Consider the following 248-nt stretch of genomic DNA (forward strand, 5'->3'; position numbering starts at 1 on the left):
AGCCTGATAAACCCCATAGGGTGCAGACAAATAAGCATGGGCACTTCGGAAATCTGACCGTTTTGGCAGACGGCGGCCATCATTGAGATAGGTTGTCAGAACTTCGAATTGAAAATCGACCAGCGCTTCCAGAAGGCTGGTTTCGACATGCGAGCCTTTGTTGGTAATGCCGCGACGCACAAGCGCTGCGAGGATACCCTGTGCCGCTGCAGCGCCAGCCAGCATATCGGCAACCGCAAGACCAAAAG

The 248-nt window shown here is 54.0% G+C and carries 1 protein-coding gene; it reads right to left on the bottom strand.

Annotated elements, in window-relative coordinates:
• On the bottom strand, window positions 1–248 hold a 248-nt coding region (locus tag HBA93_RS22590; protein ID WP_221724727.1), incomplete at both ends, for a CoA transferase.

This window comes from Ochrobactrum sp. SFR4 (genome assembly GCF_019730395.1).
GTDB lineage: Bacteria > Pseudomonadota > Alphaproteobacteria > Rhizobiales > Rhizobiaceae > Pseudochrobactrum.